This window comes from Phreatobacter stygius (assembly GCF_005144885.1).
In the GTDB taxonomy this organism is placed as follows: Bacteria; Pseudomonadota; Alphaproteobacteria; order Rhizobiales; family Phreatobacteraceae; genus Phreatobacter; species Phreatobacter stygius.
This window is the reverse complement of the sequence record NZ_CP039690.1, coordinates 4,495,917-4,522,145: the sequence shown is the minus strand read 5'-3', so window position 1 is coordinate 4,522,145 and position 26,229 is coordinate 4,495,917. Positions and strand designations below refer to the sequence as shown.

The following is a 26,229-nucleotide window of genomic DNA, read 5'->3' as shown; positions in this document are numbered from 1 at the left end:
ACAGGAGATGCGCATGGCCATGACCGATATGACCGCCAAGCCAACCATCTGGACGCCGGGCGACTGGAACGCCTTTTTCGGCTTCGGCACCAACATCCTGGTCAATATGCTGGTGCTGACCGGGCTGCTGCGCTTCGTGTTGAAAATGCCCGACAGCCTGGTGTTCGGGCGCATTCTGCCGGCGCTCGGCCTGATGATGGCGCTGTCGACCTTCTATTACGCCTGGCTTGCCTATGAACTCGCCCGCAAAACCGGCCGGAACGATGTCTGCGCCCTGCCCTCGGGTGTCAGCGTGCCGCATATGTTCATCGTCACCTTCGTCATCATGCTGCCGATCTCGCTGACGACAGGCGATCCGGTGAAGGGCTGGGAGGCCGGCCTTGCCTGGGTGTTCATCCAGAGCATCATCCTGATGCTCGGCGGCTTCATCGCGCCCTATATCCGCGAGGTGACGCCGCGCGCGGCGCTGCTCGGCACGCTTGCCGGCGTCTCCATCGCCTTCATCGCGATGCGCCCGGCCATGGAAATGTTCATGACACCGATGATCGGGCTCACCTGTTTCGCCATCATCCTTGTGTCCTGGTTCGGCGGCTTGCGCTATCCGCGCGGCATTCCGGCCGGCCTGGTGGCGATCGCCGCCGGGACCATCATCGCCTGGGGCTCGACGCTCATCGGCCTGCCGCTCGGCGGCATGGGCCTCGACAAGCTGGCCCAGGCCTTGTCGAGCTTCGGGTTCTCGGTGCCGATCCCGGCGCTCGGCCATGTCTTCTCCGGCTTCCAGTTCCTCGGCATCATCCTGGTCACCGCCATTCCCTTCGGCATCTACGATCTCGTCGAAGCCATGGACAACGTGGAAAGCGCGGAAGCGGCGGGCGACCACTATCCGACCACCCGGGTGCTCAGCGCCGACGGCGTGGTCAGCATGATCGGCTGTCTGATGGGCAATCCTTTCATCAACGCCGTCTATATCGGCCACCCCGGCTGGAAGGCCATGGGCGGGCGCATCGGCTATTCCGCGCTGACCGGCGTGGTGGTGCTGGCGCTCGCCTGGTTCGGCGTCATCGCGCTCCTGACCGCGCTGATCCCGGTCGTCGCAATCGCCCCGATCCTGCTCTATATCGGCATGCTGATCGGCGCCCAGGCATTCCAGACGACGCCGGCAGCCCATGCTCCAGCCGTGGTGCTGGCGCTGACGCCACATCTCGCCGCCTGGGCCAAGACCTTGATCGACGGGGTGCTGGGCGCGGCCGGCACCAGCGCGGCGCAGGTCGGTCTCGACAAGCTCGCCCAGGTCGGCGTGCTCTATCACGGCCTCGAGGTCATGGCCGGTGGCGCCATCATCACCGGCCTGGTGCTGGGCGCCATCGGTGTGTTCATCGTCGACAAGAAGTTCGTCAAGGCTTCCGCCTTCGCCGGCGCCGGCGCGCTCCTGACCTTTTTCGGCTTCATGCATGGCGAGGCGGTCGGCTTCGCCAAATCGCCGTCGGTGGCGCTCGCCTATGTCATGGTCGCCGGCCTGCTCTACGCCTGTTCGCGGATGGAGGAGGCAGTGTCCGAGCCAAAGGCCCTGGCACAGCCGGCCGAGTGACCGGATGGCCCCCACGGTTTCGCCGGCATGACGGACGGGCCGCCCGCGCTCACGCGTGGGCGGTCTTGCCGCCGTCGATCACCAGGGCGGCACCGGTCATGAAGGCGTGCTCGTCGGACGCGAGCACCAGCGCGAAGGCGGCGATCTCTTCCGCCGTCGCCATCCGGCCGAGGCCCGGAACATTGCTCTTGGCCCATTGCGCGGCACCAACCCGCCAGACCGAATCGGGCACGTTCTCCATGCCGGCGGCGCGGCGCACCAGCGCCGTATCCGTGGTGCCCGGCACCAGCGCGTTGACCCTGATGCCGTGGGCCGCGTAGTCGAGCGCCGCCCTTTGCACCAGGCCGATCAGGGCCCGCTTGCTCGCCGAATAGGCCGCGCGCCGCGCCTGCGTCGCGATCGCGTTGGACGAGGCGGTGACCACGATGCTGCCGCCACCGGCGGCGATCATGTGCGGCACCTGATATTTGATCGCCAGGAAGACGCCCCTGAGATTGGTATGGGCGACGTCGTCGAACTCGGCCGCGGTCAATTCGTGCAGCGGCTTTTCCAGGGTGATGCCGGCATTGTTGAAGGCGACGTCGAGCCGGCCATATTTGGCCACCGCTCCGTCGACAAAGGCCTTCACATCGCTTTCGACGCGGACATCGGCACGGATATAGGTCGCCTCGCCGCCATTCCAGCGGATCTCGGCCTCGACGTCGCGGCCGAGCTGTTCGCGCCGGCCGCAGAACGCCACCTTCGCCCCTTCCGCGGCAAAAGCCTTGGCCGCGGCGTGGCCGATGCCGGAGGTGGCGCCGGTGATCAGCACCACCTTGCCGGCGAAGCGGCTGAGCCCGCTCGGCGACGGCCGGGCCGGCCGGGCCGCCTGTCCAAGCGACAGGCCGGCGGCCAATCCCGCAACCCCTGCCGCGGTGCCAGCGGCGGCGGAGGCCAGGATGAGCCGCCGGCTGCTGCCATCATTCGCTTTTTCGGTCATATCATGCTCCGCTGTCGGCTCGGGCGAGGCCTCGCAAGATTGCCGCCACGGGCCATCTTGACGATGTTAAGATAGACCTAGCATTCAAACTTAACAGTGTAAAGACTGCGTGACATGACCGACCGCCACCCTTCGCCCCCGACCCCGCCCGACGCCGACAAACGCGCGCCCTATCACCACGGTGCGCTGCAGACGGCATTGATCGAGGCAACCGACGCCATCCTGCTGGAGAGCGGCATCGAGGGTTTCACCCTGCGCGCGGCGGCACGCCGCGCCGGCGTATCGGCCGCGGCCCCGGCCCATCATTTCGGCAGCGCCGCCGGGCTTCTCACCGAGGTGGCGATCAGGGGCTATGACGATCTTGCCGCCGCGCTCAAGACCGTCGCCGGCGCGCATGCCGATCCGGGCGCGGCCTTGCGCGCCATGGGCGTCGCCTATGTCCGCTTCGCCATGACATATCCCGGCCGGTTCAAGCTGATGTACCGCAAGGACCTGCTGGTGAACGCCGAACCGCTGCACGAGGCCGCGCAGGCAAGCCTGCGCATGGTCAAGGATGCGGTTCAACGCTATCTCGGCCGGGCGGCGGATGCTCCAATGGACCGGCCCGCCGAGGCGTTGGTCCTCGGCTGCTGGTCCTCGGCCCACGGCTTCGCCCAGCTCGCCATCGAAGGCCGGCTCGCCAATCATGCCGGCGCCATGAGCGTCGCGGCCTATGTCGACACGATCCTGCCCGAGGTGATGGCCATGCTGCTGCCCGGGCCGGCGCGGCCCGTTCCGGCGCCCGCGGATCGTCCCTGAACCTGGGATTTCACCGAAGACCCGCTCCAGGTTTCCCCCGAGGCCGCCGGCCAAGCCGCCTGCTATGTCGGATGATGCGGCGAAAGCGACCGCGCTGGCTCCGGCGGCATGGCTCAGCCTGACATGGTTCGCTTTTGGAAAACCCACCGGCCGGTGCTCACGCAACTTATCCGCTGCTCGCGCATTGTTATTCCATCGCATGCTGATCTGGAGAGTTCCATGAAACGCCATCTCGCTAGCCTCGCCGGCGCCACTTTGCTGCTGTCCGGTCTCGCCTTGCCGGCTTCCGCCCAAGAGCGTATTCGCGTCGGCGTCCTCAGTTGCGATGTCTCGGCCGGCATTGGCCTGATCGTGACATCGCAGCGCGGCGTCGCGTGTCAGTTCCGTCCCGATCGCGGTGGCCGCCGCGAAGTCTATGTGGGCCGGATCGGCCGCTATGGCCTGGATCTCGGCGTGACCGGGCGAGGCGTGCTGGCCTGGACGGTGTTTGCGCCCACCCGTCGCCTCTCGCCCTACCAGCTCGCCGGGACCTATGCCGGCGCCGGCGCCCAGGCGACGCTCGGGGTCGGCGTCGGCGCGAATGCCCTGGTCGGCGGCTCGCGTGACACCGTCGCGCTGCAGCCGTTCTCCGTCCAGGCCCAGACCGGGCTCAATCTGGCTCTCGGCGGTGCCAGCCTGCAACTGGCCCGCGCCCGCTAAGCTCCTTGCCGGGCGGCCACCATCCGGCTGCCGCCTATTTCACTTCGCCGAACTCCTCGCCCGGCTCGCCGGGGTGCATGCGGATCAGGCGCGAATCCTCGACCGCCGCCTGGCGGTGCAGCACGGCCTGCCGGTAGACCGGGTCGCGCAGCATCTCGATGAAGGCCGCGCCGCTCGGATATTGCGCGATGAAGGCGATATCCCAACGCTCGTGGTCCGGACCGATCAAGGTCAGGTCCGGCCGGCCGATCCAGACCTGCCGGCCGCCGAGCCGGCGAAACACCGGCCCGCTGTCGCGGCCATAGGCACGATAAGCCTCGAGACCGGTCGCCCGGCGGCCGTCGGGATAGGCGGCCTCGGCACGCAGGCGCACGAGGTTCAGCATATGTACCGGCTGATCGCGCGGCAGGTCCTTGAACAGCTGAAAACGCTCACGCGTCGGATCGACGAAACCGGTCATGGCAAGCTCCTGGGGATTGCCAGCCAATCTAGGTCCGTATCGGTCGGGCTCTCAAGGCTTGCCAGCCTGACCAGAAGACAGAGCCTCAGGGGCGCTCGGGCACCGCTCCCGGCCACTCGGCCAGATGGTCTTCGAGCTCCTGCAATTCGGTCAGCTCGTGCTCCCAGGCGGTGATCCGGCCACGCACCGAAATCCCGGCCTGATGCACCGTCTCGGCGTCGCCGGAGACCAGCGGGTGCCACCAGTAGAGATCATGGCCCTCGGCGACCAGGCGATAGGCGCAGGTCGGCGGCAGCCAGGGCAAGGTGCGGGCCTCCTCGGGCGTCAGCCGCACGCAGTCCGGCACCTTGGCCTGGCGGTTGTCGTAGTCCTTGCAGCGGCAGCTGTCGCCGTCGAGCAGGGTGCAGGCGACCGAGGTGAAATGGATGTCGCCGGTGTCCTCGTCCTCCAGTTTGTTCAGGCAGCAGCGGGCACAGCCGTCGCACAGGCTCTCCCATTCCGACCCGGTCATGTCTTCCATGGCCTTGGTGCGCCAGAACGGCTCCGGATCTGACTGTTTCGGGGCGTTCTCGCCGCCCGCGCGCCGTACCATGATCGAACCTCCGGGCGGCCGGCCTCCGGCGCCCATGTCGGGACAGTAACCCTGTTGAAAGATGACGGCGAGCCCAGGCTGACGCTGTTGGCTCGGGTCAGTCGTTTCCGCTATGGTAAGCAGATCGTCAAGAGACCCGCGCAAAGGACCTTTCCGACGTGACCGATTTTCAACCCGGCGGCGGTCGGGGGGGTGCTGCGAAGCGCTTCTTCCTCGATCTCGACGCGAGGTTGACCGATGGGGCCTGGCGCCTCGCCGGTCTGATCGGGCGCAGTTGGGAAAAGCTCGCCGACCTGTCGGACCGCGTCCAGGTCTATGGCTGGAAGCGGGCCGGCGCCGAATTCGGTTCGGAGGCGATGACGCTCGGCGCGATCGGCATGGGGCTGATGCTGACGGCGGCGATCCCGGCCTTCCGCGAGACCACCGACGGCGACTGGCTGAAGAAAAGCGAACTCTCCGTGGTGTTCCAGGACCGCTATGGCAACGAGGTCGGCCGGCGCGGCATCCGGCATAATGATTCGGTGCCGCTGGACGACTTCCCGGACCACATGATCAAGGCCGTTCTGGCGACCGAAGATCGCCGCTTCTTCGACCATTACGGCATCGACCTGATCGGCACATTGCGGGCTGTCCTGACCAATGCCCGCGCCGGCGGTGTCGTGCAGGGCGGCTCGACCATCACCCAGCAGCTCGCCAAGAACCTGTTCCTGACCAACGAGCGCTCGATCGAGCGCAAGATCAAGGAAGCGTTCCTGGCGCTCTGGCTGGAGGCGCGCGCCGCCAAGGCGGAGATCCTCAAAGCCTATCTGGACCGGGCCTATATGGGCGGCGGCGCCTTCGGGGCCGAAGCGGCGGCCGAATATTATTTCGGCAAGTCGGTGCGCGACGTGACGCTGGCCGAAGCCGCCATGCTCGCCGGCCTGTTCAAGGCGCCGACACGCTTCGCCCCGCATGCCAACCTGCCGGCGGCGCGCGCGCGCGCCAATACCGTGCTGGACAACCTGGTCGAAGCCGGTTTCATGACCGAAGGCCAGGTGTTCGGCGCGCGGCGCAACCCGGCAACCCCGATCGACCGCAAGGACGAGGTGGTGCCGAACTACTATCTCGATTACGCCTTCGAGGACGTGAAACGGCTGGTGGCGCAGACGCCGGGCCTGACCGACCGGGTGCTGACCGTCAGGACCGGGCTCGACCTGACCGTGCAACGCCAGACCGAACTCGCGGTCGAAGCGATCCTGCGCCAATATGGCAGTGAATATGGCGCCTCGCAGGCGGCCGTCGTGCTGATGGACGTCGACGGCACGATGCGCGCCATCGTCGGCGGCCGCGATTATGGTGCCAGCCAGTTCAACCGGGCGACCGAGGCCATGCGCCAGCCGGGGTCATCGTTCAAGCCGATCGTCTATGGCACGGCGCTGCGCGAGGGCCTGATCACCTCGCGCTCGATCGTGGTGGACCGCCAGATCTGCCTCGGCAATTGGTGCCCGCAGAACTATGGCCGGAGCTTTTCGGGACAGACCACTGTCATGTCCGCGCTGGTGCGCTCGATCAATTCCATCCCGGTCATCCTGACCCAGCAGATGGGCCGGGGCGATTCCCGCATCGGCCGGCAGAAGATCATCGCGACCGCGCGCGAAATGGGCATTACCCGGCCGCTGACCGATTCCGCGCCGCTGCCGATCGGCGCGGCCGAGGTCACCCTGGTCGAGCTGACGACCGCCTATTCGACCTTTGCATCCGGCGGCAAGCGCGTGACGCCGCATGCGTCGGTAGAGATCAGGAATTCGCATGGCGAGGTGATCTGGCGCGCCGACCGCGACATGCCGCCGCCGCGCCAGGTTTTCTCGGCCGCCGTCGCCACCGACATGAATTCGATGCTGGTCGGCGTGGTCGAATCGGGCACCGGCCGGCGTGCCCAGGTGGAAGGCGTCCAGGTCGCCGGCAAGACCGGCACGACCAATTCCTATCGCGACGCGCTGTTCATCGGCTTTTCCGGCCAATATGCCGCCGGCGTCTGGTTCGGCAACGACGACTACTCCGAAACCAACCGGATGACCGGCGGATCGCTGCCGGCCATGACCTTCAGCCGGGTGATGGCCGCGGCGCACCAAGGGCTCGAGCGCCGACCGGTGTTCGGCCAGCCGGATGCGGCCCGCCCGCCGTCTGGCGCGCCGACCACGGCGCCGGTCCCGCTCGCCGGCATACCCGAGCGGCCGCAAGTGCTGTCCAGGCGTTCGCTGACGGTTCTCAGCCGGATCGAGAAGCTGATGCGGGACGCTTGGGATGCGCCGATGCGGCCCGGCAGCGTATCCTCAGCCGATCCGCAGGTGCGCGTCCTGCGCTGACGGAGATCGATCATTGCGTACCGTCACCGGCATCTTTCTCGCCCTCGGCATCGGGGCCGCGACCGGCCTGGGGCTGACGGCGGCCTCGGTTGGCCGCGGCACCGGCGCGGGCGTCCTGCATATCGGCCCGTGGCTGGCCACGCCCAAGGCCGGCACGACCGAAGCCGACCCCTATGCCCGCGCCGTCACCGCCCGGCTCGGCACGCTGCCGCTGGCGCTGGCCGACGGGCTGGCGCTGACGGCGGAGGCCGATGACGGCGGCCAGAGGCTCGACGGACGCTGCACCTACCGGGTTTCGGGACAGATGCCGCCGGCGCGGTTCTGGACGCTCGGCGTCGTCGGCGAGGACTATGAGCCGGCCGCACCGGCGGGCCAGCGGCGGGCCTTCACCAGCTACGAGGTCCTGCGCCAGGCCGACCTGCCGATCGACGTCGTGATTGCCGCCACCGCGCGACCCGGCAATTGGCTGCCCTCGGGGGGCGCCGCGCAGATCCGGCTCATCCTCAGGCTCTACGACACGCCGATCGCCACCACCATTTCGACCAGCACCGGGCTTCCCGCCATCACCAGGGTGGCATGCTCATGAAGCGCTTCCTGTTCGGACCCGGTCTGTGGATCCTTGCCGGCCTCATTCTCGGGCTCGCCGTGCATATCCTGTCGGTCTTCGCCTTGCCGCGGCTGGCGCCGGACGATGCCCGCGCCAGGCTCGACGGCGCGCCGGTCAACCAGGTGACCATGCTGGGCGCCAGCGCCGCGACCAGATTGCCGCTGGCCGACCCGGCGTTCGAGACGGCGATCTGCCGCTTCGACCTTGCCGCCGGCATTCTGCATGTCCGCGCACCGGTGACCCCGCATTACACCGCCATCGCGCTCTACACGGCGACCGGCCTCGCCTTCGGCGCGATCAACGACAAGGCAGCGACCCGGCGCACCATGGACCTGTTCGTCGTTACCAGCGCGCAGCGGCGCGAGCTCGCCACCGGCGAGGACGAAACCCAGGCCGACAATCTGATCATGGTGTCGCCGACGCCGGAGGGTTTCGTGCTGATCCGGGCGCTGGCGGTGCAGCCCGGTCACGCCGCCCTGGTGCGCGACCAGTTGGCTCAGCAGTCGCGCTGCGAGATCCTCACCGCCGAACAGGTGCCGAGCGGCTGACGCGTCGCCGCCTGGGCGATGCTCCCAACCATCACTTGATGACCAGCGCCTCCGGCGTGGTCGGGTAATAGCGTGGCGCAGCCTGTTCGACGTCGATCCTGCCGCGAATGGCGCCGCCCGCGCAGATGACGTCCATGCGGGCGATGTCGGCCTCGAGCGCCGCCAGTTCGCGTTCGGCCAGGACGGCCTCCTGCTCGGGCGTCGCGACCAGTTGGGTGTTCAGCGAACCGCGATAGGCTTGGACATGCTGGGCAAGCCCGTGGCGCACCCAATGGACAACCATGCGGTTCTCGGCGATCCGGTCGCGGGCGCTGCGGATCTCGACCGCCGAGAGATTGGCGATATAGCCGATGGCGCCTTCGCGGATCCGGTCGGCATTGGCAACCTCCACCGCCTTGGCGCAGAACGGCGCGATACGCGACCGGTCGGCCCGCATGTCGTCGACCATGCGGATGAAGCGAGCCTTCGAGGATCGATAGTCCTCGCGTGCCAGGGTGTGGCCATAACCGCGCGGGTCGGGATCGAAACGCACGGGATCGCCGATCCGGGTGCGACGCAGCTCGGCCCAGTATTGGTTCCAGCGATCGAGCGGATGGGTCGGCATGATCAGGGCATAACCGAGCTGGCGCATCTCACGCTCGGCATCGGTGAAGGAATAACCCGACACCGGCTCGCCGCGCTCCCGCGCGGCGACATTGCCGATGGCCGGCATGATCTCGTCATTCATGACATTGGGCCTCGGCCGGCCGAGATCGCCGGGCTGCGGCCCGCAGCCGGCAAGGCCGCCGAGCACGGCCATGACGGTCCCCAGACGCGTCAGGCGGCGGGCCAATCGCGGCGGCCAGCGGCGCGGCATGATGGGGAACCCCTCAGGCACGTTGTCTTGACGCATTTTCTTCACCGGAGCCGGCGTCACTTCGTCCAGACAATGCTTGAGGCTCAGACACGATTTGGGATCCGTCAGGCGCTCTTGCGGCCGCCACGCGGCTTGTCGCCGCCACGCCGGGGCGTGCCGGCGATCACCGGTGCCAGATCTCGGGCATCCGGCGCCTCGGCATCGTGTCGCTCGACTTGAACCACGGGCAGGACCAGGACTTGGCAATCATCGGCAGAGAGATCGGCATTCAGGCGCTGCACCTTGCGGCGCTCGAGGGGAAATCGAAGCACTAGACCCATCAGTCTCTCCTCTGTGCCGGCCCTCCATGGCGACGATGCCCGACGGATGGATTTGCGTCGGACGGATTCATTAAGGCTTCAGTTTGGTTAACGACGCGTTACCATCCAACCCATTGAGAACATTCACACCCATTCCCGAGGATGGGGCGAGCGCGAGGCGCGACATCGCAGCCGGATCCGGCCGTTGCGCATCGGCCGGCATTGCGGCGCTACTGCTCCAGGACGAGCGCGTTCTGCGAGAATTCGAAACGGCGCAGCCGCGACAGGTAGCTCATGCCGAGCAGGTTGATCGCGAGCGCACCTTGCGGCAGCACCACGGCCGGCACGGACGAGACCGACAGGCCCTCCACCTCGAGACGCGGGATGGTGACACGCTTGCCGAGGACCCGGCCATTGGCAGTCTGCATGGCAGCGTCCATGGTCTCGCCGGGTCGCACGAGGTTGAGATCCAGACCCGTCTGCCAGGTGAGCACGACGATCGTCGCGCCGGTATCGACCATTGCGTCGAAGCTGCGGCCGCCGGCGCGCGCGCGCGCCCGGAAATGGCCGTCGCGATCGGCGATCAGGCGCCGCGGGCCGAAGGGCGTGGCCACGGCCGGAGGCGGCGCCGCCGCAGGCACGGGCGTCGTCGCGACGGTCGCCTGCTGGGGCAGGGCCAGGGCGAGCAGGACCGTATAGACCTCCGGCTTGACGATCGCCACGAGGCCGGCGGGCAGCATCAGCAGGTAAAAGGCCTTGGGCAACATGGCGAAAGGCTCCGGTGCGCCCGGATCTTACGGCCGGACGGCCTGCCGCCCGGTAAATCGCCGGCTGCATCGGCGGCCAGGATGAATGAAACCTCAACCGCCTCGCGCAAATCCGGTCAGCTTTCCTGACCATCGGGCTGATCGTGATGCCCGGCGCATCACGGCTCGATCGCCGGCGCCGGCGTCACCGGTCCTGGTCCAGACTTCGGCTCAATGGCCTGGATGAATCGCATCATTCAGGTACATGCAGGTCAGCATCGTGAAGATGTAGGCCTGGATCACCGACATGAGCAGTTCGAGCCCGGTGAGCGCAACCGTCATGGCCAGCGGCAAGACCGCGGCGAGAATTCCGAGCACGCCAAGCCCGCCGAGGGCAGCGACGAAACCGGCGAAGACCTTGAGGGTGATGTGCCCGGCGAGCATGACGGCGAACAGGCGTACCGAGTGGCTCACCGGGCGGGAGAGATAAGAAATCAGCTCGATCGGCACGATGATCGGGGCGAGCGCAAGCGGAATGCCGGCGGGCATGAAAAGCCTGAAGAAGCCGAAGCCGTGGCGGACGACGCCATAGATCGTCACCGTCAGGAAGACGATCATGGCCAGCGAGAAGGTAATGATCAGGTGGCTGGTCACCGTGAAGGCATAGGGAAACATGCCGATCAGATTGGCCGCCAGGACAAACATGAAGAGCGAAAAGACCAGGGGGAAGAAGCGCATGCCCTGTTCGCCGGCGTTCTCGCGCAAGGTCTTGGCGACGAACTCATGAAGCATTTCCGCCGCCGACTGCCAGCGGCCGGGAACCACACGCCGCCGGCGCGTGGCCAGCAGGAGGAACAGGCAACTGCCGGCCACCGCCAGAAACATGTAGGCGGCCGAGTTGGTGAAGTGGATTTCCCGGCCGGCAATCTCGGCAACGCGAAACAGCGGCTTGATTTCGAATTGTTGGATGGGACCGGCCATCACCTGCCTCGCGCGGGTTGAAACGCAGGCACGGCAACGCCGGAGCGCCCAGCCGACGTCCACAACGCCTGCATCATCCGCACCGCAAGCGACAGATGAGCAAAGACGTGCGAACGCTCGCCAGGTGAGCGCGCGTGAACTGCGTTTGATTGAAGGATGTCAAGACGCCGCGATCCGCAGCATCCGCTGAGACTATTCATGGAACGGCACAACTCCATCATCTCATGGACTTGAGATAACGGGGCCGTCCCCATCGCAGCGTCGGCGCAGGTCGTCCTGCGCCCGATCCTTCCTAGTCACGCTCGATATCCGATGCAAGTGATGATGATGCGTCATTTGGTCCGCCGCGGCGGCACCACAGCAGCCGCCGGCAGCAATCGCGCGAGCCGGTCATGGGACCCGCGGCGGTTCTGCCCGATGCCGCAACCTCGCGAATGATTTCAAAGGCTTGTCCGCGATCATTTGGTTAAGGAGACGTTAGCGAAATCACTCGTAATGTCGGAGAACGCCTCGCCCCAGAGCCAAACGTCCCCCCCCCCGGCCCACGGTTCCGCATGTCCACGCCGCGTCTGCCTCATGTTCAAAGTCTGATCGGGCTTGCCCGATCGAACGGCATCGACGTGCGCCAGACCCTGCTGCGGATCCTGGTGGATCAATTCGTCGCCGAACCGCACCACAGCGCGGCCGAAATCACCCGTTTCGGCGAGCTGGCGCTGCACCTGATCGTCAAGGCCGACGAAGACGACCGGGCGATCATCGCGGCGAAACTCGCCGACCACCCGCAGACGCCGACCGCGGTGGCACGCAAGCTCGCGACCGATACGATCCGCGTCGCCTTTCCGATCCTGTCGCGCTCCATGGCCTTGTCCGACGACGACATGTTTCTGGCGGTCCGCTCGGGCGATGCCGAACGGGCGCTTGCGGTTGCCTCGCGCGCCGATCTGGGCCTGGCCGCGCTGGTGGCGCTCGAGGACATGGACGATCCGCGCGTCGCGGCGGCGCTGACCGCCCGCCTCTCCGGCCCCCCGCTCGTAGCGACGGCCACGCCCGCCGCCGCCAAGGTCAGCGATGTCGGCCGGCGGTTTCTCGACGCCACGCCCGATGCCAGGGAATCGATCATTGCCGGCCTCGCGCTCGAGACCAGCGGCGGCGCCGGATTTCCGATCAGCGGAGCCGAAACCGGACAGTCGATCGAACTCGCGGCGCTGTCGCGCCGCCCCGGTGCCCTGGCCGACGCGCTGGCTCAGGATCTGCGGATCGACGCTGCAACGGCCCGGCGTATTGCCGACGATGAAGCCGGCGAGCCATTGGTGGTGGCGGCCCGCGCGCTCGATCTCGGGCGCGAGGCCGCGACCCGCATCCTGCTGTTCGCCCATGCCGCGGTCGGCACATCAGTCGGGCGTGTCTACGGCTTGACCGCGCTTTATGACGCCATGCCGCGCGTCGTGGCGCTGGCGCTGGTGCAATCCTGGCGCGACGCGGCCGCGTTGCCCACGACAGCGCAACGACATGGCCGCCACGTGCCGGTGCATGCGCTTGATGGCTCGGAACGAACGGGTGCGCGTCAGGCGGCCAGTCCGGTCGGCCGGCCGGCGCAGCGCATGGCCTCGCCGCTGCGGCCGGCGAGCCTGCGGCTCAAGGACAGCTGACGCTTGCCGATCGGGATCTCCTGGGATCAGGGCGTGGCGAGATCGAGGAACGAACGGCCCTCGCGATCCTCGACATCGACGATCCACAGGTCCGGGTCGAAGCCGATCTCGCGCTTCAGCTTGTCCTCGACCCGCTGCTCCTCGACGAAGACCTCGGGATAGGCCGGCACGAACAGCCGGTCGCCGGGCTTTGCCTCGTCGAACAGCGATTGCGGCGCCTGCAGGAACAGGCCGGCGAGGCGGTCGGCGCGCGACACCACGACGGCGATGGCGCCGGCCTCGGGCGAGCCGCGCCGGCGCAGCACGGCGAAGGCCCCCTCGATCCGCACCCGTCGCAGATAGGCAGAGACCCAGAAGTCGGAAGTGACGCGGTCCGACACGGCCTATTCGATCCGGGTGCCGGTCAGGCTGGCCAGTTCGCGGACGACCCGGTCATTGGCCTGGCCGGTGACCGGCAGCCCGCGATCGCGCTCGAAGCGCTGGATCGCATCACGCGTATCGCTGCCGAGCGGGCCGTAGCCGGCCTGGACCAGTGCGCGCTTGACCGCCTGGATCCGCCGATCGGCCGGATTGGTGGCGGCATTGGCTGCGCCCTGGGCCGGTGCACGCGTCGCGGTGGCCGCGCCGGGATTGGCGCTGATCAGCTGGGCGATCGATTGCGGCGCTTCGGGCCGGGCCTGAGGCGGCGGACGCGACGGCTGCGGCACGGCGTCGGCCGCCAGCAACTGGTTGATCGTCTGGGCCGGCGCCGGCGCGGCGCTGCGGGTCGCCGGACGACGCATGTGGCTGAGCAGTTGTTCGGTCGCCTCGCCCGAGACGCGCAGGCCGGCTTGCGTCTCATAGCGCTTGATGGCGGCATCGGTGCGCGGGCCGGTGCGGCCGTCGACCGGGCCGTCATAGAGCGAGCGGCGGGCGAGTTCTTTCTGAATATCGGTCACGACATCGGCCCGCGGCCGCGGCTGGCCGGTAGTTGCGGACTGGTCGGCCGGCCGCGGGTCCTGGCCACGCGGCGTGATCGAAGCGGTCGACTGGATCTCGGCCGGCCGGTTGGCCGGCATGGGGGCGACAGCCGGAGCTTCGACACGCGCGGTTGCGAACAGCGGGGCCGGATGCGGACCACTCTGGCGGGCAAGCGCGTTGACGCCAATGCCGATCGCGACAAAGGCAGCGCAGCCGATCGCCAGCATGTCGCCCTTGTTGCGGCCCAGCACCTGGCGCCACAGCGGCACGCGCCGCGGCTCGTCGTCGTCGAACTCGGTTTCGGCCACGCGCCCGCGGCGGGGACGCAGATCATCCTCGTCATAGGTCACGTCACGCAATTTTCCGGCCCTCCTGTTTGACCGAGACGGGTGCTGCCGGCGCGGGCTTGGCGGCAAGCGGCAGGCGCTCGACGACATTGCGCGCGGCGGCTTCGCAATCCATGGGCATGCGCAGCGTCACGCGGGTACCCTGGCCGACGACGGAGGCGACCTCGAGGCAGCCGCCATGCAGTTCGGCGAGCCCCTTGACCACCGACAAGCCGAGCCCGGTGCCCTCATACTGGCGATCATAGGTCGCGCGCGCCTGGAAGAACGGACTGCCGAGACGTGGCAGGTCGGCGGCCGCGATGCCGATGCCGGTATCGGCGACCGACAAGGAGATCCAGGCGCCTTCGCGGCGCAGGCTCGCCTGCACCGAGCCGCCGCTCTTGGTGAACTTGATCGCATTGGACAAGAGGTTCAACACGATCTGACGATAGGAGCGCTTGTCGCCGATCACCTCTGGCACGTTGTCGGCCAGATCGGTGAGCAGCTTGATGCCGCCCTCGTCAGCCTTGAGCTGCATCATCTGGATACATTGCGACATCAGCTGGGCCAGATCGAACGGCTCGGCGGTGATCTCGAAATTGCCGCTCTCGATCTTCGACATGTCGAGGATCGAATTGACCAGATTGAGCAGGTGCTCGCCGGAGTCGCGGATCAGCGTCGCATATTCCTTGCGGCGCGCCTGGTCGAGCCGCATGGCCTCCTCGTGCATCAGCATTTCGGAAAAACCATTGATGGCATTCAGCGGCGTGCGCAGTTCGTGACTGACATTGGCGAGGAAGCGGCCGCGGGCTTCGTTGGCCCGGTCGGCTTCGGTCCGGGCCGCGTCGACGGCGGCCTCGTGCGATTTGCGCTCGGAAACATCGCGCAGCACCGAGACCACCTGATGGTCCTCGCTGACCGGTCCACTCAGCGGATGGCAGCGCATCTCGACCCAGACGAATGTCGGCTCGCTGGTCTCGGCGCGCTCGCGGCGCAGGCGGAACTCGGCCGAGGTGGCCGTGCCGCGGGCCGAGGCGAGCGACAGCGCGTTCAGGTAGGCTGGACGATCGGCAATGTGGACACGATCGAACAGGCCCTGCCCGTGCAGGGCAAAGGGTGGCACGCCGGCGACCCGCTCGGCGGCGGGCGAGGCGAAGGTCACGGCGCCGGACCGGCCATGACGGGTGATCAGGTCGGTCATGTGCTCGGCCAGAAGCCGATAGCGGCGCTCGCCGACCGACTGGACCTCTTCGCCGGTGCGGCTGACGATGGCCGCCGACAGGGCGAGACCAAGGGCATAGATGACGGCCGAGGCAACCGAGACGAAGGCCGCGACGCCGGCGCCGAGCGGGCTGATCCGCGGATCCGGCAGCAGGTTCCAAAGGCCGGCAAAGCCGATGACGGCCACCGCGCCCAGCACCATGGCGCCGGAGGCCGCCACCACCCGGCGCGAGCCGGACAGTACGGCCTCGGCCGGCACCAGGGCGAACCAGATGATCACGAAGGAACTGGTACCGCCGCTCAACGCGGCGACCAGGGCGACAATGCCGGTCAGGGCGGCTGCCGAGAACAGGTGGGCGGTTTCGTAGCGGCCGGTGCGCGACAGATAGAAGGCAATGGCGATCGGCAACAGCAGCCAGCCGAAGGTGATCGCTTCGAGCGGGCCGGGCACGCCTTGCAACGCGAGATAGAGCGGCAGAGCCGAAAATGCCATCAGGCCGGGCATCAGGCGCGTGGCGATAAAGGCGCGGTGACGGATGAATACGATGGGATCGACCGTCGCGGCTGGATGAACCAGACCGTCGAGATAAGATCTCACCGAACCGACCAACGCGTTCTGACGCAACGCACTCACCTCAATACGCGGCTGCCGCCGTTTTCAAGGTGGTGAGCATCGCATCGCGGCGTGAAGGAAACCCTAAGTCAACGGAGGAAGCCGTGAGCCCCCAACCGGCGCTTCGGCTTTCGAAGCGGATGGTGAAGGAACCCTTGCGCGCCTCGCCCACCACCTGGCCGGCCCTCGCCGGAGGTGAGGAAAATGCCGGCGCGGGCGCCTGAGCCGCCAGCTTCGGCCGACCTGGCGGGGTTCGAGCGAATGCTGTCAACCTTAACGGAAATTGGCTGCAATTGCCTGGAGATTCACCTTATCCGCCAACGGCATGTTCACCCAACCGGGCCACCATCGCAGTGTCAGAGCGGTGCCTCGTCGCGCAAAAGGCCGCCTGAAGTCTCGGGGGTCGAAGGACCGGAAACGGCGTCATGTTCTTCCTTATCAAGGCAGTCTTCTGGCTTGGACTGGTGTTCCTGCTGATGCCGGACCGTGGCCTGTTTTCGTCGACGGCCAAGGCCCCGGACGCGCCCGCGACGTCGGTGACGGCCGAGGCCGTGGCGCGCGCCATTGCCGTCCGGGCCTTGGAACTGTGCCGCGACAATGCCGAGACCTGCGCACAGGGCGCCGCGCTTGCAGGCCAGGCCGCGAGCGCCGGCCGGCGCGAGCTGGTTCCGGCTGCCCCGGCGCGGACTCAGGACACGCTGACGCCGACCGACCTGCAAGTGCCCTTCGGCGGCGTCATGCCGCCCGCCGGTTCAGCGCCGCGCATGGCGCCCTTGCCGCCCCGCCGGCCGGTCTGATCGACCTGAGCCCTTTGTTTTGGCGTTTTCGGCCGCTATATCCGGTCTATGACCGAAGCCGCGACGATGACCATCGACGACATCACCGAAGCCTTCGCCCTGCTCGATGACTGGGAGGAGCGCTATCGCTATGTGATCGAGATCGGCAGGTCGCTGCCGGAGCTCAGGCCCGATCAGCGCAACGAAGACAACCGGGTCAAGGGCTGCGCCAGCAATGTCTGGCTGGTCACCCATGTCGGCGACGGCGCGAACCCGATCCTGACCTTCGAGGGCGAAAGCGATGCCCATATCGTCAAGGGCCTGGTGGCCGTGACGCTCGCCTTCTACTCCGGCAAGCACGCCGTCGATATCGTCGGCCAGGACGCCTTCGAGCTGTTCCGGCAGCTCGGCTTCGAACAACATCTGACGCCGCAGCGGTCGAACGGCGTGCGCTCGATGATCGATCGGATCCGCCGGGACGCGCGGCGGGCGGTGAGCGCGGATCAAGCGGTGCTGAAGGACTGAAGTGCCGTGAGGTCGGCGACGACCGCGACCGGATCGTGGCCGGGATATTCATTCGGCAAGCCGGCCCGATTGACCCAGACGGCGGTGAAACCGAAAGCCGCGGCGCCTGCGACATCCCACCGGTTCGACGAAACGAGAACGATGTCGCGCGGCTGCCCCGCCCCGACGGCGGCCTGCGCCGCGGCGTAGACGGCCGGTGCCGGCTTATAAGCCCGCACCGCTTCGACGGTCACGACATGGTCGATCAGGTCGGCAAGGCCGGCGGCCGCGATCGCCGCATCGACCATCCGGCGCGTACCATTGGTGAAGATGGCGGTGGTCAGGCGCCGCGCCTTCAACCGCGCCAGAAGCGGTGCGACATCAGGATAGGCGTCGAGGTTCAGATAGGCGTCGAGCAAGGCTTGCTTGAGAGCCGGGTCGGCGACGCCATGGCGCGCCAGCGCGAAATCGAGGCCGCGCTCGGTCAGCGTCCAGAAATCATCGAAGCCGCCGATCAGCGTCGTCGTCCAGGAATATTCCAGCTGCTTCGTGCGCCAGAGCTGCGAGATCGCGGCGGCGTTTTCGCCAAGCGAAACGCCGGCACGCGCCACCGCCGCATGGACGTCGAACAGCGTGCCGTAGGCGTCGAACATGAACGTGTTTGCAGGCATGGCCGTGCTCCCTCGGATCACCAGGATGGTGGCGAGCGTGGTCAAAAGCGCAATGGCAAAACAGTTTGTCCCCGGCCGAAACGATCGGATCAAACCATTGCATCGGCGCAGGTCACCAATCACCACATTTCATGATGTCGGCGCCATGCGACAGGATAAGTTCGGGCAGGGAAACGTTCTGGAGAATCCGATGCCCAACTGGTCGAAAACCTGGACCTATGTCGATGGCGACTGGCTGGAGGGCAATCCGCCGCTGACCGGTCCGCGCAGCCATGCCTTCTGGCAAGCCTCGTCGGTGTTCGACGGCGCACGGGTGTTCGACGGCATGATGCCGGACATGGACCAGCACGCCGCCAGGCTCAACCGTTCGGCCGGGGCGCTCGGAATGAAGGCGACCATGTCGGTCGAGGCCATTGTCGAGCTCGCCCGCGACGGCGCCCGGAAATTCGACGGCAAGACGGCGCTCTATGTGCGGCCGATGTATTGGGCCGAGGGCGATGGGCCGAGCGCCATCCTGAACGATCCGGAGACCACCCGGTTCTTGCTGTGCCTCTATGAAGCGCCGATGGGCACGCCGAACGGCATGTCGGTCACGCTGTCGCCGTTCCGGCGCCCGACCATCGAAAACGCGCCGACCGATTCCAAGGCCGGCTGCCTCTATCCGAACAATGCCCGCGCGCTGCGCGAGGCGCTCGCCCGCGGCTTCGACAATTGCCTGGTGCGCGACATGCTCGGCAATGTCGCCGAGACCGCATCGTCCAACATCTTCATGGCCAAGGGCGGCATCGTCTATACGCCGGTGCCGAATGGCACTTTCCTCAATGGCGTCACCCGCCAGCGAACCATCGCACTGCTGCGCCAGGCCGGCGTCACGGTGGTCGAGAAGAGCCTGACCTATGGCGAATTCTCCGAGGCCGACGAAATCTTCTCCTCGGGCAATTATTCCAAGGTGGTTCCCGTCACCCGCATCGACGAGCGTGCGCTCCAGCCGGGTCCGATGGCGCGGAAAGCCCGCGAGCTCTACTGGGACTATGCGGCGAGCGGCACGCGCATCTGAGCCGCGGCGTCACGCCAGGGCGCCGGGACCCAGGTCCCGACGCCGGTGACCGGCCGGCTGGTCGCTCGGGTCAACCGCCGACATGCGCGCGGAAATCCTTGAGCGAGGCGAAGCGGGCCGTGCCGGAGGCGAGATCTGCCTCGATCGAACCGTCGCCGAACAGCCGGAACGGAATGCCGGCGATGACGCCTTCACGCAGCAGCGGCGCGGTGGGCGCGGACGGTGGCGGCGGTTCAGCTGCGACGACCGGAGCGGCTTCGACCACTGCCGCCGGCTCAGGCTCCGCGGCAACCACCGGGACCGCCTCGGCTGCCGGTTCGGGCGCGGCGGCCGGCTGGTCTTCACCCGGCATGGGCCGATGCGTGTCGATGGCATGCGCATGGCCGTCGCTGATATCGCCGTCATCCTCGCCCGCCACCCTCCGGTCCCGATCCGGTTCGGCAGGCCGCGCCAGGATATCGCCGAGCTCGGGGAAATCGCGGGCAAGTGCGGCCATGGCGCGATCGCCGGATGGCTGCTCCTGCCGGCCGGCCGCCGGTTCCGGTGGCGGCACGACAGGCGCCGGCGGCGGAACCACCTGGTCACGCAGATCGGCCACCGGCGCGACGTCGCGGCCAAGCGCCGTCTTCAGCGCCAATTCGAGCTCGTCTTCGATCGAAAGTGCCGGCGCCTTGGCGGGCTCTGCCGCGACCGCCTTCTCGACGACGGGTTCGCCACGCGCCGGGGCCTCGGCTGTGCCAGCGCCCGGCGCGGATACTGGTTCCGGTCCGAGGATGGAGGCCCTGAGCCGGGCCATCAGATCGTCATCGTCGAGATGCCTGGGAGCCGTGACCGCCGGCGCTTCGGCGCGGCCCGCGCCCGCCCGTGGCGTGTCGCCGGCCTCGGCCCGCGGCTCGGCCGCCGGTGTGTTGACATCGGCGATCGCAGCGCTGATCGCCGCCTCCAGGCTCTCGCCGCCGGTCGCGCCGCGCGTGTCGGTCGATCCCTTGGTATCCGGCTCGGATGGCGTCGGAACCGCATCGTCACCGGGCTTGCCGGGCTTTGCCGTCGCGGCAACACCCGCGGCAGCGGCAATGCCGGCTGCGGTGACGGCCGGTTTCCAGCCAAAGCGATCGCGAAATGAGGTTGGCCGCTTCGGAAACTCCACGGGCGCCGGCGAACTGCTCGCGGCCGGCTCGACACGCACCGGCTCGATGCGAGGCGGTTCGATGCGCTCGGGCTCGACATGGACCGGTTCGACGCGCACGGGCTCGACATGAGGCGGCTCGATTCGGGCCGGTTCGCGCGGCGCCCCATTGCCTGGCTCGGCCCGCAACGGCTCCGGTCTGACCGGCTCGATGGACGGTTCGGCCCGGTAAGGCTCGGCCCGGTAAGGCTCGGCCGAAGGGGGCACCGGCACGACCGGTTCCGGCGCGGTCTCGCCCTTGGTTTCCGGATCGGCCGGAGCCGGCCGCGGCGCGACGTCCAGAACCGGTGCGACCGGCGGCACGAAAGCCGGCGCCGGGGCCAGGCCGAGCTTGAGCCCGTCGATGCCGCGCGCCAGGGTATCCAGCCGGCCGGCGATGACCGCGAGGCCGACCAGCAGCAGGCCGCCGACCGCGCTGATCGCGCCGACGATCATCAATGTGTTGCCCAGGCTCAGCATGCTCGGGTCGTTGCCGAGGTAAAGCGTGACAACGCCCAGGACCGTCAGAACAACGGCAAGGACCTGGAGGAGAAGGATCATGGGGGCTTCCTTTTCAACCCGTGCGGCTCCGGCCGCATCCGGCTGCTTCTGAGCCGTTTATTACAACCTATCAAAGGCCTGTCATAAGATTCTCGCAACTTTGCCCTTCGTTGCGGGTTCTCCAATTGCCCCGCTGGAAGGTCAGGCCTATCTAGGCGGGGTTGCTTCACATCGCCGCCATGGGAGGCCGACAGCCTTCAATGGTCTTTCCAGGAGACAGCTCATGTCCTTCACGCTCGACGATCTTCCCTACGCCCACGATGCGCTCCAGCCCTATATGTCGAAGGAGACGCTCGAGTATCACCATGACAAGCATCACCTCGCCTATGTGAACAACGGCAACAACCTGATCAAGGGCACCGAGTTCGAAGGCAAGAGCCTCGAAGATGTCGTCAAAGGTTCGTTCGGCAAGAATGCCGGCCTGTTCAACAATGCCGGCCAGCACTACAACCACATCCACTTCTGGAAATGGATGAAGCCGAATGGCGGCGGCAAGATCCCCGGCGGATTGGAAAAAGCCATTGTCGACGGCTTCGGCTCGGTCGACGAGATGAAGGCGAAGTTCATCGAATCCTGCGTCACCCAGTTCGGCGCGGGCTGGGGCTGGCTTGCCGTCCAGAACGGCAAGGTGGTCACCATGAAGACGCCGAACGGCGAGAGCCCGCTGGTCCACGGCGCCAAGCCGATCCTCGGCTGCGACGTCTGGGAACATTCCTATTACATCGACTATCGCAACCGCCGGCCGGACTATGCCAAGGCGTTCATCGAGCATCTGGTCAACTGGGACTATGTCGACGAGATGTTCCAAGCCGCGACCAAGTAAGGCAGGCGCGACGCCAGCCATGCGGCCGGATCGGCCTTCACACCCCGGCGGCAGACCGCCGGGGTTTCGCTTTTTTGAAGTCACGCGATCTCGTTGACGATCTTGCGCCGGACCGCCTCGGCGAAACTGCGGCTTTCATCGGCGATCTCGACAAAGGCGCCCGGGCCGCCGATCACCGCCTCGCGATAATGGTCGGCGAGCGGTTGCCCGGCCCGGGCGGCAATACTGCCGCCTGGCCGAAGGATCGCCAGGGCATTGATGACCATGCCTTTGGCCACCGCATCGTCGCGCGCCGCCTCGACCGGCCGGCCGCCGATATGCGGGCCGTCGCCCGAGACGTCGATGACCCGCCTGAGGCCGCGATAGGCATTGGCCTCGATCAGGCCGACCGAGAAGTCGATCGCCGCCGAGATCGAGTTGTAGCCCCTCGCCGCCCGCGGGGTTGCGGTCAGCTGGTCGCCGAAGGCGCGCGCGGTCGCCGCGTCACGGATCACCTGCCAGTCGGCAATGACATGCTGGGAATGCGGCCCGCCCCATTCGACATAGACGACGGCAATGGCGCCGATCGTGCCCGACCTGATGGCGGTCAGCACATCCGCCGATACCAGCGCCTCGGCGTATCCCTGTCGCTGCAGGCGCAGTTCGTCGTCATCGATCGAGCCCGATCCGTCGGCGGCCAGCACCAGCTCGACATCGACCGGCTCCAATGGTTGCCCTCGCGCGCCGCGCGGCCTGACGACCACTGCGGCTATCGCGGCCAAGCCGAGCGCCAGCCGGCGCGAGACGAGATGCATTCGGCGCACGGGACCGGCTCCTCCTTTGCCCATCGGACGATGGGCGCGCCGCGGTCGTCAAGCCCGGACCAGCCGCCTCAGGCAGCCATGGAGCCCGGAGGCGCCATGTCCGCTGGTCGTGGCCGCCATGACCGCAGGCCGCATCGTGGTCGACGGCGGCTCGTATAGAGTGACGGCGACACTCCGCTTGCGTCGTCATCCTTGCGCCCTGCCCCGAGGCTTCATGCCACTTCTGCTTCTGCTGTCTGCCGCGACCTTCGTCGTCGGCATCGGCGCCTTTGCCGTCATTGGTGTCATCAGCCCGCTGTCGCGCGACCTTGGCCTGACCCCGGTCGGCGCCAGCTGGGTCATGAGTTCTTATGCGCTTGCCTATGCCGTCGGCTCGCCGCTGCTGACCTCGGCGACCGGGCGGTTCGACCGGCGCACCGTGCTGATCCTCGGCATGGCATTGTTCGGCCTGGGCGTGCTTGCGTCGGCGCTCGCCACCAATCCGACGCTGCTCTATGCCGGCCGGGTGGTCACCGCGCTCGGCGCCGGGCTCTATTCGCCGACCGCCGCGGGGGTCGCCATCGCCTCGGTCCCGATCGAACGGCGCGGCCAGGCGCTGTCGATCGTCTATGCCGGGCTGACGCTCGCCCAGGTCGCCGGCGTGCCGGCCGGCGGCTATCTCGGCTATCTGCTCGGCTGGTCGCAGGTGTTCTGGATCGTCGCCGCCCTGGCGGCGGCCATGACGCTGGCGCTGGCGCTGCGGGTTCCGCGTGCCATCGATGTCGCGCCGGCGCGGTTGAGCGACCTGGTGAGCACGCTGGTCAATCCGCGGCTTGCCGGAGCGGTGCTGCTGACCGCCTCGGTCATGTGCGCCGGCTGGATCCCCTATACCTTCCTGGCGCCGATCATCGAGGAGAAGACCGGCGGCGGCCCGGAGGTCGTCGCTCTCCTGCTCGTCGTTTATGGCTTCGGATCGGTCGCCGGCAACCTGCTCGGCGGCGTCCTGACCGACCGTGTCGGGCCGAACCGGGCGCTGCTCGTGGCAACCGTCCTGCCGGTGCCGATGATGGCGGCGGTCACCCTCATTCCCTGGCATCAGGTCTGGCTCGGCGGCCTGCTTTTGTTCGCCTGGGCCAGCGTCGGCTGGGCCATCTCGGTGCCGCAGCAGGCCCGCCTGGTCGCGCTGGATCCCGCCCGGACCCAGGTGCTGCTGTCGCTCAGCGCCGCCTGCATCTATATCGGCGCGTCCGTCGGGTCGCTGGTTGCGGGTTTTGCCAAGAGCATGGGCGGAATTCCCGCCATCGGCATCGCCGCCATCCTTGCCGGCCTGATCGGCATCGCCCATCTGGCGCTGACGCTCAGCCGCGAGCAGCGACAGGCGGCAACCACCTGAGCGGCCTTTGGGCCATCGCCGGCCTCGACGAGGCCGACCGGCGGCCGGCCTCGTTCGACCTCAAGCGCCCTATTCCGGCGCGCCGACGACCTTGATGGCGAAGGCATAGGCCTTGGCCACTTCCTTCAGCCGGTCGAAGCGCCCGGCCGCCCCGCCATGGCCGGACTCCATATTGGTCACCAGCAGAACCGGGTTGCCGTCGGTCTTGGCGGCGCGCAGCTTCGCCACCCATTTCGCCGGCTCCCAATAGGTCACCCTTGGATCCGATACGCCGGCCAGCGCCAGGATCGGCGGATAGGCCTGGACCGCGACATTGTCGTAAGGCGAATAGCCGAGCATGCGGCGGAAGGCCTCCGGATCATGGATCGGGTCGCCCCATTCGCGCCATTCCGGCGGGGTTAGCGGCAGCGTGTCGTCGAGCATGGTGTTGACCACGTCGACAAAGGGCACTTCGGCAACCACCCCGCCCCACAGATCCGGGCGCATATTGGCGATGGCGCCCATCAGCAGGCCGCCGGCCGAACCGCCATGGGCGACGATCCGGCCCTTGGCGGTGAAGCGCTCGGCGATGAGGTGCTCGGCCGCCGCGATGAAATCGGTGAAGGTGTTGCGCTTGTGCTCACGCTTGCCGTTGCGGTACCAGCGATAGCCCTTCTCCATGCCGCCCCTGATATGGGCAATGGCATAGACGAAGCCGCGATCGGCCAGTGACAGGCGCGTCGTCGAAAACGATGCCGGCATGGACGCGCCATAAGAACCGTAGCCATAGAGCAGCAGCGGTGCCGAACCATCGAGCGCCAACCCCTTGCGATAGACCAGCGACACCGGAACCATTTCACCGTCCGCGGCCGGCGCCAGCAGGCGGCGCGTGACATAGTCGGCCGGATCATGGCCGGACGGCACTTCCTGGCGCTTGCGCAGCACACGCTCGCGCGTGCGCATGTCGTAGTCCCAGGTCTCGGCCGGCGTCGTCATCGACGAATAGACGAAGCGCAAGGTGTCGGTGTCGAACTCATAGCCATGGACGATGCCGAGCGCATAAGCCTCCTCGTCGAAGGCGATGGTATATTCGGCGTTGGTTGCGAGATCGCGCACGACGATGCGGGGAAGCGCGCTTTCCCGTTCGAGCCGGACCAGCCAATTGGCCAGTACGCTGATCGACAGCACCAGCACGCCCGGACGATGCGGGATCAATTCCTGCCATGTGTCGCGCCCGGGGTCGGCGGCCGGCGCGACGACCACCTTGTAGTCTTCCGCGCCGTCGGCATTGGTCAGGATGAACAGCGAAGGCTGGCCCAGATAGGACGGATGGTAGTCCGGATAAGACTTGACCTCGTCCTCGCGCGGCAAAGCCAGGCGCGGCACGGCGGCCGGATCGGCGAGATCGAGGATGCGCACCTCGGTCGAATCGCTCTGCGCCCCGGTGATGAAGGCAAGACCGCCGGCGGTCGCCTGATCGAGCCCGAGGAAGACCGTCGTGTCGGTTTCCTCATAGACCAGCCGGTCCGCGGACGCCGCGGTGCCGATCGCGTGACGGAACACCTTGAGCGGCCGGTGATTGTCGTCGAGCCTGACGTAATAAAGCGCCGAGCCATCCGCCGCCCAGACAGCGTCGCCACCGGTCTCGGGAACGACGTCGGCCAGGTCTTCGCCCGTGGTCAGGTCGCGGATCTTCAGCGAGAAGAATTCGGACCCCTTGTCGTCATGGCTCCAGGCGAGCCTTGCATGATCCGGGCTGTGCACGGCGCCGCCGAAGTCGAAAAACGCCTTGCCCTCGGCGAGCGCGTCGCCGTCCAGCATGACCTGTTCCGGCGTGGCCGCGCCGCGCGGCCGGCGACAAACGATCGGATGCTGGCCGCCGCTGCGATAGCTTTCGTAATATTCCCAAGGGCCGTCGGGCGCCGGTACCGAGGAATCGTCTTGCTTGATCCGCCCCTTCATCTCCTCGAACAGCACGCCGATCAGGGCCTTGGCTGGCTCGAGCACCGCTTCGGCATAGGCGTTCTCGGCCTCCAGATGCGCGCGGATCGGTGCCGGCAAGACACTGGGATCGCGGATTGCCGCTTGCCAGTTGGCAGCGCGCAACCAGTCATAATCGTCGCGGAGCACAACATCGTGGATGGTCTTCTCGACCGGCCGGCGCTCGGCCACGGGTGCGACGGCGGCGGCACCGTCGAGACGGGCAAGCTTGGTAGTCATTGATCGATCCTCACCGGCTGGATATTCGGAT

General features: G+C 67.5%; 26 protein-coding genes. 12 read left to right on the top strand and 14 right to left on the bottom strand.

From position 1 onward, the window contains the following. Window positions 1-13: 13 nt before the first annotated feature. Window positions 14-1,588, top strand: a complete 1,575-nt coding sequence (locus E8M01_RS21230; RefSeq protein WP_246088377.1) for a regulator — start codon at window positions 14-16, stop codon at window positions 1,586-1,588. A 49-nt stretch (window positions 1,589-1,637) separates the two neighbouring features. Here the strand turns inward: E8M01_RS21230 and E8M01_RS21225 are convergent, their stop codons facing one another. After that, window positions 1,638-2,567, bottom strand: a complete 930-nt coding sequence (locus tag E8M01_RS21225; protein ID WP_136961971.1) for an SDR family NAD(P)-dependent oxidoreductase — start codon at window positions 2,565-2,567, stop codon at window positions 1,638-1,640. Window positions 2,568-2,681: 114 nt separating this feature from the next. Between E8M01_RS21225 and E8M01_RS21220 the strand changes: the two genes are divergently transcribed. Further along, window positions 2,682-3,365 carry a TetR/AcrR family transcriptional regulator gene (locus E8M01_RS21220; RefSeq protein ID WP_136961970.1) on the top strand — a complete coding sequence of 228 codons (684 nt, stop codon included), beginning with the start codon at window positions 2,682-2,684 and terminating at the stop codon, window positions 3,363-3,365. Window positions 3,366-3,584: 219 nt separating this feature from the next. Continuing rightward, window positions 3,585-4,064: a DUF992 domain-containing protein gene (locus E8M01_RS21215; protein ID WP_136961969.1), complete on the top strand. Its 480-nt coding sequence runs from the start codon at window positions 3,585-3,587 to the stop codon at window positions 4,062-4,064. 34 nt (window positions 4,065-4,098) lie between these two features. Here E8M01_RS21215 and E8M01_RS21210 read toward each other — a convergent pair whose 3' ends face one another. Beyond that, entirely contained in the window at window positions 4,099-4,524 is a 426-nt protein-coding gene (locus E8M01_RS21210) for a DUF1330 domain-containing protein (protein ID WP_136961968.1), read from the bottom strand. Window positions 4,525-4,609: 85 nt separating this feature from the next. Then, a complete protein-coding gene (locus tag E8M01_RS21205; protein WP_136961967.1) occupies window positions 4,610-5,116 on the bottom strand; it encodes a YcgN family cysteine cluster protein in 507 nt (168 codons plus the stop codon). Window positions 5,117-5,274: 158 nt separating this feature from the next. Between E8M01_RS21205 and E8M01_RS21200 the strand changes: the two genes are divergently transcribed. Genes E8M01_RS21200 through E8M01_RS21190 form a run of 3 tightly spaced genes read left to right on the top strand, consistent with a single transcriptional unit; the run spans window position 5,275 to window position 8,616 of the window. Then, window positions 5,275-7,461, top strand: a complete 2,187-nt coding sequence (locus E8M01_RS21200) for a transglycosylase domain-containing protein (protein WP_246088376.1) — start codon at window positions 5,275-5,277, stop codon at window positions 7,459-7,461. Window positions 7,462-7,474: 13 nt separating this feature from the next. After that, complete coding sequence (locus tag E8M01_RS21195) at window positions 7,475-8,047, top strand: DUF1214 domain-containing protein (RefSeq protein WP_246088375.1); 573 nt, start codon at window positions 7,475-7,477, stop codon at window positions 8,045-8,047. Next, window positions 8,038-8,616, top strand: coding sequence for a DUF1254 domain-containing protein (locus tag E8M01_RS21190; RefSeq protein WP_136961965.1), 579 nt, complete (start codon window positions 8,038-8,040; stop codon window positions 8,614-8,616). Before E8M01_RS21195 ends, E8M01_RS21190 begins: the two co-directional genes overlap by 10 nt. A 31-nt stretch (window positions 8,617-8,647) precedes the next feature. Here the strand turns inward: E8M01_RS21190 and E8M01_RS21185 are convergent, their stop codons facing one another. From E8M01_RS21185 to E8M01_RS21170, 4 genes are all read right to left on the bottom strand, one after another. After that, window positions 8,648-9,415 carry a hypothetical protein gene (locus E8M01_RS21185; protein WP_136961964.1) on the bottom strand — a complete coding sequence of 256 codons (768 nt, stop codon included), beginning with the start codon at window positions 9,413-9,415 and terminating at the stop codon, window positions 8,648-8,650. 161 nt (window positions 9,416-9,576) lie between these two features. Further along, entirely contained in the window at window positions 9,577-9,792 is a 216-nt protein-coding gene (locus E8M01_RS21180; RefSeq protein WP_136961963.1) for a hypothetical protein, read from the bottom strand. A gap of 209 nt (window positions 9,793-10,001) precedes the next feature. Continuing rightward, window positions 10,002-10,538, bottom strand: a complete 537-nt coding sequence (locus E8M01_RS21175; protein ID WP_136961962.1) for a retropepsin-like aspartic protease family protein — start codon at window positions 10,536-10,538, stop codon at window positions 10,002-10,004. A gap of 210 nt (window positions 10,539-10,748) precedes the next feature. Continuing rightward, complete coding sequence (locus tag E8M01_RS21170; protein ID WP_136961961.1) at window positions 10,749-11,498, bottom strand: F0F1 ATP synthase subunit A; 750 nt, start codon at window positions 11,496-11,498, stop codon at window positions 10,749-10,751. 554 nt (window positions 11,499-12,052) lie between these two features. Here E8M01_RS21170 and E8M01_RS21165 point away from each other — a divergent pair. Beyond that, on the top strand, window positions 12,053-13,147 hold the full coding sequence (locus E8M01_RS21165; RefSeq protein ID WP_136961960.1) for a hypothetical protein: 1,095 nt from the start codon (window positions 12,053-12,055) through the stop codon (window positions 13,145-13,147). Between the two features lie 26 nt (window positions 13,148-13,173). Here E8M01_RS21165 and E8M01_RS21160 read toward each other — a convergent pair whose 3' ends face one another. From E8M01_RS21160 to E8M01_RS21150, 3 genes are read right to left on the bottom strand one after another with little or no spacing between them, the layout of a single operon-like run. After that, a complete protein-coding gene (locus tag E8M01_RS21160; RefSeq protein ID WP_136961959.1) occupies window positions 13,174-13,527 on the bottom strand; it encodes a DUF1491 family protein in 354 nt (117 codons plus the stop codon). A 3-nt stretch (window positions 13,528-13,530) separates the two neighbouring features. Next, window positions 13,531-14,457 carry a peptidoglycan-binding domain-containing protein gene (locus tag E8M01_RS21155; RefSeq protein WP_246088839.1) on the bottom strand — a complete coding sequence of 309 codons (927 nt, stop codon included), beginning with the start codon at window positions 14,455-14,457 and terminating at the stop codon, window positions 13,531-13,533. A gap of 1 nt (window position 14,458) precedes the next feature. Then, window positions 14,459-16,279, bottom strand: a complete 1,821-nt coding sequence (locus tag E8M01_RS21150; RefSeq protein WP_136961957.1) for a sensor histidine kinase — start codon at window positions 16,277-16,279, stop codon at window positions 14,459-14,461. Between the two features lie 413 nt (window positions 16,280-16,692). Between E8M01_RS21150 and E8M01_RS21145 the strand changes: the two genes are divergently transcribed. Then, the gene (locus E8M01_RS21145; RefSeq protein WP_136961956.1) at window positions 16,693-17,064 is read left to right on the top strand and encodes a hypothetical protein; all 372 of its coding nucleotides are present in this window, start codon (window positions 16,693-16,695) and stop codon (window positions 17,062-17,064) included. 66 nt (window positions 17,065-17,130) lie between these two features. Further along, on the top strand, window positions 17,131-17,568 hold the full coding sequence (locus tag E8M01_RS21140; protein WP_136961955.1) for a SufE family protein: 438 nt from the start codon (window positions 17,131-17,133) through the stop codon (window positions 17,566-17,568). Here the strand turns inward: E8M01_RS21140 and E8M01_RS21135 are convergent. Next, the gene (locus E8M01_RS21135; RefSeq protein WP_136961954.1) at window positions 17,547-18,218 is read right to left on the bottom strand and encodes a haloacid dehalogenase type II; all 672 of its coding nucleotides are present in this window, start codon (window positions 18,216-18,218) and stop codon (window positions 17,547-17,549) included. The two genes, E8M01_RS21140 and E8M01_RS21135, sit on opposite strands and share 22 nt — an antisense overlap. Before the next feature lie 190 nt (window positions 18,219-18,408). On the opposite strand from E8M01_RS21135, the gene E8M01_RS21130 reads away from it, so the two are divergent. Further along, window positions 18,409-19,275, top strand: a complete 867-nt coding sequence (locus E8M01_RS21130; RefSeq protein ID WP_136961953.1) for a branched-chain amino acid aminotransferase — start codon at window positions 18,409-18,411, stop codon at window positions 19,273-19,275. Window positions 19,276-19,345: 70 nt separating this feature from the next. On the opposite strand, the gene E8M01_RS21125 is transcribed toward E8M01_RS21130, so the two are convergent. Beyond that, window positions 19,346-21,001 (bottom strand): hypothetical protein, encoded by a 1,656-nt coding sequence (locus E8M01_RS21125; RefSeq protein ID WP_136961952.1) that lies wholly within the window; start codon window positions 20,999-21,001, stop codon window positions 19,346-19,348. Window positions 21,002-21,224: 223 nt separating this feature from the next. Here E8M01_RS21125 and E8M01_RS21120 point away from each other — a divergent pair, with 223 nt between their 5' ends. Then, the gene (locus E8M01_RS21120; RefSeq protein ID WP_136961951.1) at window positions 21,225-21,824 is read left to right on the top strand and encodes a superoxide dismutase; all 600 of its coding nucleotides are present in this window, start codon (window positions 21,225-21,227) and stop codon (window positions 21,822-21,824) included. An 80-nt stretch (window positions 21,825-21,904) separates the two neighbouring features. Here the strand turns inward: E8M01_RS21120 and E8M01_RS21115 are convergent, their stop codons facing one another. Then, on the bottom strand, window positions 21,905-22,618 hold the full coding sequence (locus E8M01_RS21115) for a DUF1194 domain-containing protein (protein WP_136964743.1): 714 nt from the start codon (window positions 22,616-22,618) through the stop codon (window positions 21,905-21,907). A 223-nt stretch (window positions 22,619-22,841) separates the two neighbouring features. On the opposite strand from E8M01_RS21115, the gene E8M01_RS21110 reads away from it, so the two are divergent. Continuing rightward, window positions 22,842-23,999: an MFS transporter gene (locus tag E8M01_RS21110; protein ID WP_170182004.1), complete on the top strand. Its 1,158-nt coding sequence runs from the start codon at window positions 22,842-22,844 to the stop codon at window positions 23,997-23,999. A gap of 69 nt (window positions 24,000-24,068) precedes the next feature. On the opposite strand, the gene E8M01_RS21105 is transcribed toward E8M01_RS21110, so the two are convergent. Beyond that, window positions 24,069-26,198 (bottom strand): S9 family peptidase, encoded by a 2,130-nt coding sequence (locus E8M01_RS21105; RefSeq protein WP_136961949.1) that lies wholly within the window; start codon window positions 26,196-26,198, stop codon window positions 24,069-24,071. Window positions 26,199-26,229: the final 31 nt, after the last annotated feature.

What these genes read in the sequence shown, in the direction of transcription:
- E8M01_RS21125 (WP_136961952.1), bottom strand. Translation starts at nt 21,001, where the DNA reads ATGATCCTTCTCCTCCAGGTCCTTGCCGTTGTTCTGACGGTCCTGGGC.
- E8M01_RS21115 (WP_136964743.1), bottom strand. Translation starts at nt 22,618, where the DNA reads ATGCATCTCGTCTCGCGCCGGCTGGCGCTCGGCTTGGCCGCGATAGCC.
- E8M01_RS21140 (WP_136961955.1), top strand. Translation starts at nt 17,131, where the DNA reads ATGACCATCGACGACATCACCGAAGCCTTCGCCCTGCTCGATGACTGG.
- E8M01_RS21170 (WP_136961961.1), bottom strand. Translation starts at nt 11,498, where the DNA reads ATGGCCGGTCCCATCCAACAATTCGAAATCAAGCCGCTGTTTCGCGTT.
- E8M01_RS21180 (WP_136961963.1), bottom strand. Translation starts at nt 9,792, where the DNA reads ATGGGTCTAGTGCTTCGATTTCCCCTCGAGCGCCGCAAGGTGCAGCGC.
- E8M01_RS21105 (WP_136961949.1), bottom strand. Translation starts at nt 26,198, where the DNA reads ATGACTACCAAGCTTGCCCGTCTCGACGGTGCCGCCGCCGTCGCACCC.
- E8M01_RS21110 (WP_170182004.1), top strand. Translation starts at nt 22,842, where the DNA reads ATGCCACTTCTGCTTCTGCTGTCTGCCGCGACCTTCGTCGTCGGCATC.
- E8M01_RS21225 (WP_136961971.1), bottom strand. Translation starts at nt 2,567, where the DNA reads ATGACCGAAAAAGCGAATGATGGCAGCAGCCGGCGGCTCATCCTGGCC.
- E8M01_RS21220 (WP_136961970.1), top strand. Translation starts at nt 2,682, where the DNA reads ATGACCGACCGCCACCCTTCGCCCCCGACCCCGCCCGACGCCGACAAA.
- E8M01_RS21135 (WP_136961954.1), bottom strand. Translation starts at nt 18,218, where the DNA reads ATGCCTGCAAACACGTTCATGTTCGACGCCTACGGCACGCTGTTCGAC.
- E8M01_RS21175 (WP_136961962.1), bottom strand. Translation starts at nt 10,538, where the DNA reads ATGTTGCCCAAGGCCTTTTACCTGCTGATGCTGCCCGCCGGCCTCGTG.
- E8M01_RS21215 (WP_136961969.1), top strand. Translation starts at nt 3,585, where the DNA reads ATGAAACGCCATCTCGCTAGCCTCGCCGGCGCCACTTTGCTGCTGTCC.
- E8M01_RS21130 (WP_136961953.1), top strand. Translation starts at nt 18,409, where the DNA reads ATGCCCAACTGGTCGAAAACCTGGACCTATGTCGATGGCGACTGGCTG.
- E8M01_RS21190 (WP_136961965.1), top strand. Translation starts at nt 8,038, where the DNA reads ATGCTCATGAAGCGCTTCCTGTTCGGACCCGGTCTGTGGATCCTTGCC.
- E8M01_RS21230 (WP_246088377.1), top strand. Translation starts at nt 14, where the DNA reads ATGGCCATGACCGATATGACCGCCAAGCCAACCATCTGGACGCCGGGC.
- E8M01_RS21185 (WP_136961964.1), bottom strand. Translation starts at nt 9,415, where the DNA reads ATGGCCGTGCTCGGCGGCCTTGCCGGCTGCGGGCCGCAGCCCGGCGAT.
- E8M01_RS21210 (WP_136961968.1), bottom strand. Translation starts at nt 4,524, where the DNA reads ATGACCGGTTTCGTCGATCCGACGCGTGAGCGTTTTCAGCTGTTCAAG.
- E8M01_RS21145 (WP_136961956.1), top strand. Translation starts at nt 16,693, where the DNA reads ATGTTCTTCCTTATCAAGGCAGTCTTCTGGCTTGGACTGGTGTTCCTG.
- E8M01_RS21120 (WP_136961951.1), top strand. Translation starts at nt 21,225, where the DNA reads ATGTCCTTCACGCTCGACGATCTTCCCTACGCCCACGATGCGCTCCAG.
- E8M01_RS21205 (WP_136961967.1), bottom strand. Translation starts at nt 5,116, where the DNA reads ATGGTACGGCGCGCGGGCGGCGAGAACGCCCCGAAACAGTCAGATCCG.
- E8M01_RS21165 (WP_136961960.1), top strand. Translation starts at nt 12,053, where the DNA reads ATGTCCACGCCGCGTCTGCCTCATGTTCAAAGTCTGATCGGGCTTGCC.